The organism is Pseudomonas sp. CHM02 (assembly GCF_000612585.1).
Classification (GTDB): Bacteria; Pseudomonadota; Gammaproteobacteria; order Pseudomonadales; family Pseudomonadaceae; genus Aquipseudomonas.
Window position 1 is genome coordinate 1 of the sequence record NZ_JFCA01000096.1, and the last position, 6,808, is coordinate 6,808.

6 protein-coding genes and 2 pseudogenes are annotated in these 6,808 nt (G+C 46.7%); 7 read left to right on the top strand and 1 reads right to left on the bottom strand.

The window, feature by feature from the left end; translation table 11 throughout:
- Nucleotides 1-640: 640 nt before the first annotated feature.
- The 5 genes and pseudogenes from BM70_RS0130720 (at nt 641) to BM70_RS33795 (ending at nt 3,461) form a co-directional block, all read left to right on the top strand.
- The gene (locus tag BM70_RS0130720) at nt 641-1,000 is read left to right on the top strand and encodes a hypothetical protein (RefSeq protein ID WP_025859560.1); all 360 of its coding nucleotides are present in this window, start codon (nt 641-643) and stop codon (nt 998-1,000) included.
- 449 nt (nt 1,001-1,449) lie between these two features.
- Nucleotides 1,450-1,935, top strand: a complete 486-nt coding sequence (locus tag BM70_RS33260) for a hypothetical protein (RefSeq protein WP_155952221.1) — start codon at nt 1,450-1,452, stop codon at nt 1,933-1,935.
- A gap of 40 nt (nt 1,936-1,975) precedes the next feature.
- Nucleotides 1,976-2,190 (top strand): annotated as a pseudogene (locus tag BM70_RS32935) (DUF4113 domain-containing protein); the annotation flags it as partial.
- A gap of 74 nt (nt 2,191-2,264) precedes the next feature.
- On the top strand, nt 2,265-3,269 hold the full coding sequence (locus tag BM70_RS32940) for a DUF4238 domain-containing protein (protein ID WP_177326608.1): 1,005 nt from the start codon (nt 2,265-2,267) through the stop codon (nt 3,267-3,269).
- 12 nt (nt 3,270-3,281) lie between these two features.
- On the top strand, nt 3,282-3,461 hold the full coding sequence (locus BM70_RS33795; protein WP_256220967.1) for a competence protein CoiA family protein: 180 nt from the start codon (nt 3,282-3,284) through the stop codon (nt 3,459-3,461).
- Between the two features lie 509 nt (nt 3,462-3,970).
- Here BM70_RS33795 and BM70_RS31765 read toward each other — a convergent pair.
- Nucleotides 3,971-4,423 (bottom strand): annotated as a pseudogene (locus tag BM70_RS31765) (hypothetical protein); the annotation flags it as partial.
- Between the two features lie 242 nt (nt 4,424-4,665).
- Between BM70_RS31765 and BM70_RS0130730 the strand changes: the two are divergent.
- Both BM70_RS0130730 and BM70_RS32950 read left to right on the top strand, forming a co-directional pair.
- Nucleotides 4,666-6,279 carry a TIGR04141 family sporadically distributed protein gene (locus BM70_RS0130730; RefSeq protein WP_025859561.1) on the top strand — a complete coding sequence of 538 codons (1,614 nt, stop codon included), beginning with the start codon at nt 4,666-4,668 and terminating at the stop codon, nt 6,277-6,279.
- A 307-nt stretch (nt 6,280-6,586) separates the two neighbouring features.
- On the top strand, nt 6,587-6,808 hold a 222-nt coding region (locus tag BM70_RS32950; protein ID WP_081782166.1), incomplete at its 3' end, for a DUF3077 domain-containing protein.

The following is a 6,808-nucleotide window of genomic DNA, read 5'->3' on the forward strand; positions in this document are numbered from 1 at the left end:
GTGAAATCGCGTTCTCCAATGGTGTGATGGGTGGATTGGGCGGATTTTCTGCCATGTGGGCAATCAACTCCTGGACGACCAGGCGCAGGTATCCCAAAAACCTTCACCTAGAAGCTCTTGAGTGATGCAGCAATTCTCCAAGCAGGGCGTGACCTCTAGCAGTACCGCAGTGTTGAAGGGTCCAGTTTTTTAGAGCCGTTGCGATGTATACGCGTATGACCAAACACCCCCTATGCGAAGCGAAAAAAAATTAAGGTTGACCCCTTAAAAGCCTGTCAGATTTGTCAGATTTATATTCCTCTACTCTGTAACCCTTATATTTCAAGCCTTTCAGCATTTTGAATCACTGTCAGAAAGCTGTTAGCGACCTGTCAGAACCTGACAAAACAGTAGTGTCAGTTTTTCTGGTTTCAACTGACTGATTTATAAGGGGTTTTTATTTCATAGGGAGAAACTGACACAAACATCCAACCCCGCTGTCAGAGCGGAACCCCAGTAAACTCGAGGCCTGTAGGGCACTCGCTGACAGATATCCATGATCTGACAGGGATTTGAGGGTCAACCTAAATAAACATTAATGCGGACGCCTCGAAGCTAACGCTCAGAATGCTGCGTCGTGCACTGATCGAAGGAAGCAAGCATGCGTAAGCCAGCGTCCCAAGCAGCAGAACCCATCATTGAAATAAAGAAGACCAGTTCGACTTGGGAGGTTCATTGGGATTACCAAGAAGCCCCTGAAAGCTCGGTACTGTTCAAACGGCAGGAATACCTGGGCGGCTACATTGACGGTTCCATAGATATGTTGGGCATCCTCCCCGCCAACGTCCTTTGCGCCAGCAGCGTTACTGGCTCGGTTAAAAAGCTGACCGAGGAGCAGGCAACAAAACTGCGCGACGCGCTGGAACGTCTGCTGATTCCAGTTGTGAAGAGTGAATTCACACGCCTGCAGAAGCTGAATGAACTACCCCACCTTCGCCTGGCCTCCTCCGAATCGGTGTGAAACTCTCTGTAATGGGGCACATCGGCTACAGTCCACAGTATTCGGGGGCTCCAGAGCAAAAAAGGCGTTTCGGCCATTGATCAGCGGGGCGCCTTCAAAAGAGCCCATCCGAGAATGAAAACCCACAAATTACGGTGTTTTTCATTTTTTCGCCCAATGGGGCGGGGGAGTTCAACCTTCCCCTGCTGAAGTACGCCCATCGCACTGTTGTGCAGCCGCGCTGCATTTCTCTTCAAAACTTTGCAATCTGTGAAATGGCCGATCGTCTGCAGAGCCCCACGGCCCGCTTGGGCTGCAGCTTCGTTTGCTCTACTCCCGGCTTTGCACGAAAAAAGGACAAAAACCCCGTCGGCGGGAGGGGGATAAGTGCTTTTTCTGCTGAATTATTTTGAGCATGTACGCTTTTCACCAGCTAGCATGCCGTTGCGCTTAGTGTGGGGAGATTGGCGATGGAAACCGTCACAGCTTGGGGATACAGTTTAAAGATCAGCGATGCAGTCGCGCTCGGAGCGCTGGTGATCGCTGGTATCGCATTGTGGATTTCATGGCTTGCTTACCGCTTGAATAGGAATTCGCTGAGCCTCTACGAAGGTGGGGATTACGGCGGACCGGTCTTGTATATCAATAACAACAGTCCCCATGCCGTCACGGTGGCAAACATCGGATTCGTAGGTCCCGATGGTCGTTCTGCATCACTGTTAAGCGAAGACGGTCTCAGAATTCGAATCGACCACAGGGACGAATCGTTCATAAGGATAAGTGATGAAATGGCAGCAACCGTCAGGAGAGCGAAAAGCACCTACTCTCGTCATTGTCTTTTTGTGCAATTAGCTACAGGCCATAAGTTCTATAACGCCAGCCTCTCTCGTAGGATGTGGTGGTGGACACGAGGCTTTTTCGATGGAAGCCGTAGGATTCGCGATCGGACGACTTAACTGGAATACCTTCCGCACAGGAAGTCACCCATCGAAGTGTCCTACATACATCACGGATGACCTGTTCGCTCAGCACAACCGCACGCTGCAGAAAGGCTTATGAGCGTTTTGGATGAGATTAACCAACGATGGGGACGGGGAACGCTACGTGCCGGCAGTGTTCCAGCAACGCCGGAATGGGGTATGCGGTGGGAGATGATGAGCCAAAGCTATGCGACTAAGCTTGACCAGCTTTGGGTCGTGAAATCGAGCTGATTCAACAGTCGTAAATTGAATCACCCTTTGCGATATGCTGCCCTTTCTCAGTCAACATTTTGCGCAGGATGCTTATGAATCCAAAGGATTTCGAAGTTAAACGTAAGCACCACTATGTCTGGGCTCGCTATCTAAAAGCGTGGGCAACTCGCGACAAAATTCATTATATTTCGAAAAAAGGGCTACCCGCGACGGACAGCGTAAAAGGCCTGGCAAGAGAACTGGGATTTTATAAAATCACTTCTTTCAATGAAGATGACCTGCTGTACATTCGTACGATATCGAAGCTTGCAAGTGAAGACCTTCAATCGGCGCACATGGCTTTTTTAGATCAATTCATTGTTGTGTCGAATATGCTCAAAGCCCGAGCTAGAAACTACAACTTAGACACTGACCTCCCGTCTCAAATTCTTCAATATAATATTCTAGAAAATTTACACGGCGGTATCGAACGAGAAACCTGGCCGATTATAAGTGAGTTAAGGCAGGGCAATACAGATGGTCTGACCGATCAACTCAATAGATCTAAGTTCTGCTTTTATATTGCCCAGCAGCTGGTTCGAACGAAGACAGTTCGTGACAAATCTTTTGCAGCCTCCTTAAGGAATAAATTGCCAGAAAAGTTAACCGAGGCAATGAAGCGGAACTGGTGGTGCATTAGCTACATGCTAGGGATAAACCTGGGTAAAGGCCTGCTCGAGACACCTAGAGACAGGCATTTTCTAATCGAAAACAAAACAGGCATTCCATTTATCACAAGCGACCGACCAGTTATTAACGTGCATTCGTGCATGAAAGCAACACCTCTAGACACATCTCCAGAAAAGCTAGATCTTTATTATCCGCTGTCACCTACACATGCATATATGATTTGTGACTCTGAGGACTACCTTCTTTTAAAAGAAAAAATCACCGTTGACGATGTAATTCATTTAAACAAATGTATGGCCGAGACGTGCGGCGAAACCGTATATGGCTCAACCTTAGAATCAGTCCTTCAAACACGTCGGCACGTCACATACTGGAGGGGGCAAACCACCTCACCGAAACTAATATCGACCCAAACCTCTAATCCATAAGGATAAAATCCTATGCGATATGCACTGATTGATGGCGTTAAGTCTGAAGCGCTTCCAAAAGGAAGAGGAGTTTGCCGCGTGTGTAACGGAGAGGTATTAGCGAAGTGCGGAAAATTTAAAGTCTGGCACTGGTCACATAAAAGCCTTATAAGCTGTGACAGATGGTGGAAGTCAGAAACAGACTGGCATTGAGATTGGCAAGACAAATTCCCAAAAAAACTGGCAGGAAGTTATTCTTCTCGACACTGTTTCACAGGAAAAGCACATAGCTGACGTGCGCACAGAGCACGGTGTTGTCGTCGAGTTTCAACGTTCCTCCATTGACCCAGCAGAAGTTTCTACGCGAGAGAATTTCTATCAGCGTATGGTCTGAGTTATCGATGGGTTAAAAACCGATCTCGATCGAATTAATTTTCGAATGTCTCGCACAAGGCCCAATGAAAATGGATTCGCTGTATTCGAATGGTTCAGTAGAAGTAAGCCGTTTCATCGTTGGCACACTACAAAACCAGTACTCATAGATTTCGGAGAGGAGGATGGCTTTTGGCGTGTATGTAAGTTTGACCCATCAACCAACAAAGGTGTAACCCTGCTCGTTGATAGAACCAAGTTCGCCGCTGCATTAGTCAACGGCGACACAGACTTTAGTAAAAACGGTGGTCCGGTATCACGACTGTAGGGGGATGCCGCTGCTGGAAACTTTAGAGTGTAATACTCTTGAGTTTCCCGGAAAGAACACTCGCTAGAATCCCGTCAGCGGTAAATGCTGCGGCTGTCGTTGGTACTGGCGATGCTCCGTGTTGATGTATGGCTATTTCATTAGCTAACTGTTCGATCAGATCGAGCGTTTCAAATACTATTTGAAATAGATTTACCGTCTCCGAGCCTATCCAATTCCTCGGTGCTTGGAAGCGCTGCCCCTTCCCAGCCATGCTCTTGCTCAGCCCCTGGATCCGCTCCTCCATATCGCCACCCGCCGTGGCGTTATGCTTCTACCCCACCACCTGATTCAAATCCCGCCCGGTCGCCTGCTGCAAATCATCCACCGCCGCCAGGCTCGCAGATCCACCCGACAGCAGCTTGAGTGCCCCCAGTGCCTCGATCTTCTTGATGCCACCCACCGACTCGGTTGAATGGTCGTCCACCGTTCTGGTGTCATATAGGGCCTGTACCCAGTTCAAGTACGCCACTAATATGTATGCGAAATAATACTTAGGTCAAAAACACAGGCATCCGATGCCGAAGGGCTCATATCCCGAGAAATTTTATATTTGGAACCTGTTTACTCGCTGAATATGACGATTTCTGCGATTGCCAGCCCTGAATTCATGATGGCCTTCTGCCAACATTGATGTATTGTAGCTCCTAGACAAAGCGCCTCAAGGAGTGAAACGCCATGCCAAAAAAAACAAGAGAAAGAAAAGAAAAACTTTCAATTTATCTCGCAAAGAATGGCAAGAGCGATGATTTAGAACTGCTCAAGCTTGAGAATGCAAAACCAGCAATTTCCTTAGAAATACAAGGCATAGAGAAAGCAAATCTATATATAAAAAAAGAGCCACCAATACACTCCCCGCCTTGGACTCAAATTTTTATTTCCAGGCAGGAAATTTCTGCTGACGATTTCGGTAACAGCAGTAGTGTAGGTGCAGCCTTAGTTATAAGTATTTCTCAGCAGAAATTTATAATTACGTTCGGCACTGGCTTTCATCTTTTAAACGAGGAGACCATAGAAAGAGACTTTGGCCTTAGAGTGACTTTAAACTCCGTAGACCCAGACAAACTTAGAAGCCTAGATAAATCCAGTTATGACCACAATCCGTTAAACTCAAGGACACAAAGTACAAAAGAGGTGGATATATTCGACCTGCGAATGGACTCTGAAATAGAAATACTGTCTACAGTTACGGGCAGTTCAACAGTAGAAATTTTCGGAAGCCACATCACTGGCAGAGACGCTTTTACAGTTATAACACCCTTAGATCTTGACCATTTGAGCCTGATTTTGCAAGAAGCTCTAATTAGGTATAAGCAAAAACTGCCTGAAATTTTCGAATGGGTCGAAAACATAAACCGTGTCCGAGATATCGACGATGTAGAGATCCTTGATATAGAACTTGAGGCCCTACTAAACGGGCCAAGCCTTGATAATTTTTGGTTAGGCGAACCAGAGATTGTCGATTGGGAAACCCAGATAGGTTATTCATTTGACCTTTATCCTAGGACCGAACGACATGTCGTACTCGAACTGAAGCATTTACTAGACCACCTGAAATCCAAATCCTTGCCACTATCTATCGATTCACTGAAACACACTCAAGTCCACATAAACGACAATTTATACAAGCCCGTAAAGAGCTGGCCCGCCTACAAATGTCTTTATGCAGAGATATCGTATAGTGGTGAAAGCTACATATTACGCAATGCAACTTGGTACAAAGTGAACGCCAGCTTTGTAAAAACAATAGACAACCACTTGTCATCTTTAAGTATATACAGTGATCCGCTTCCTCGCTATGAAGAGGATAGAGAAGAGGATTATAATTTAAAATTGGTTTCAGATCCTGCCTTTGAGTTGCTAGACAAGAAAAATATAAAAATTGGTGGCGCCTACGACAAACTGGAATTTTGCGATGTTATAAAAAACGGCAAAGAACTTATACATATAAAATACTATAGAAGCTCTAGCACTTTAAGCCATTTATTTTCGCAAGGCTGCGTATCTGCAGAAGCATTCGTTCGAGACGCTGACTTTAGAAAAAAGCTTAACTCGAAACTGCCAAATTCTATAAAACTGGCAGATCCTGAGCCTCGTCCAGACCCTAGCACTTACAAAATAGTGTATGCCATCGCAACAACAAAAAAACTGCCTTTAGAGCTACCATTCTTCTCCAAAGTAACTTTAAAGAACGCATTAAAAATACTAAAAGGGCTGAACTATAAGGTTGAAATAGTTGCTATAGACGTAGATCCAAACTTATTGATAAAGAAAAAATGTAAGCCTAGGTAACTCGCAGGATTCACACACATTTTGCTTTCTGTTGCACCTACGAGCCCACCACGCTAATCTCCCTCGATCGCTGCCAATTCAGCGATCGGGCCTGAGAACCCGGCAAGATGCAGGCGCACCAAGCACCCCAAAACCCGATTTGCAGGCGTTTTTTTTCGCTCACCATTTCGTGCAATGGCGGCTGTGCGTGGGAGACCTTCGGGTCTGCCGGGTTCCTGTATCTCCGGTTTCTCAGCCTGCGCACAGCTGCCACCCATTCGCCTGAGAACGAACGTGGTAGCTCTCACCAGATATGGGAGTTTTACCAATGACCGCTACAAGTCCGTCTGCGTTAACCACCCTCGGCGTCACCCCCTTCTCCTTTCACTCCGACCAACCTCTGTTCCGCGTCAATAGCGGTGTTTCCCTGCATGAAGCCTTGCACCATGTTTCCGACCTGCTCCATGTCGCCAAGCTGCTCGCAGAAGATGCGGCGATGACGCGGGAGACGGATCGTTATGCCTGGGCTTCGCATTACTTGCTGGGTAAG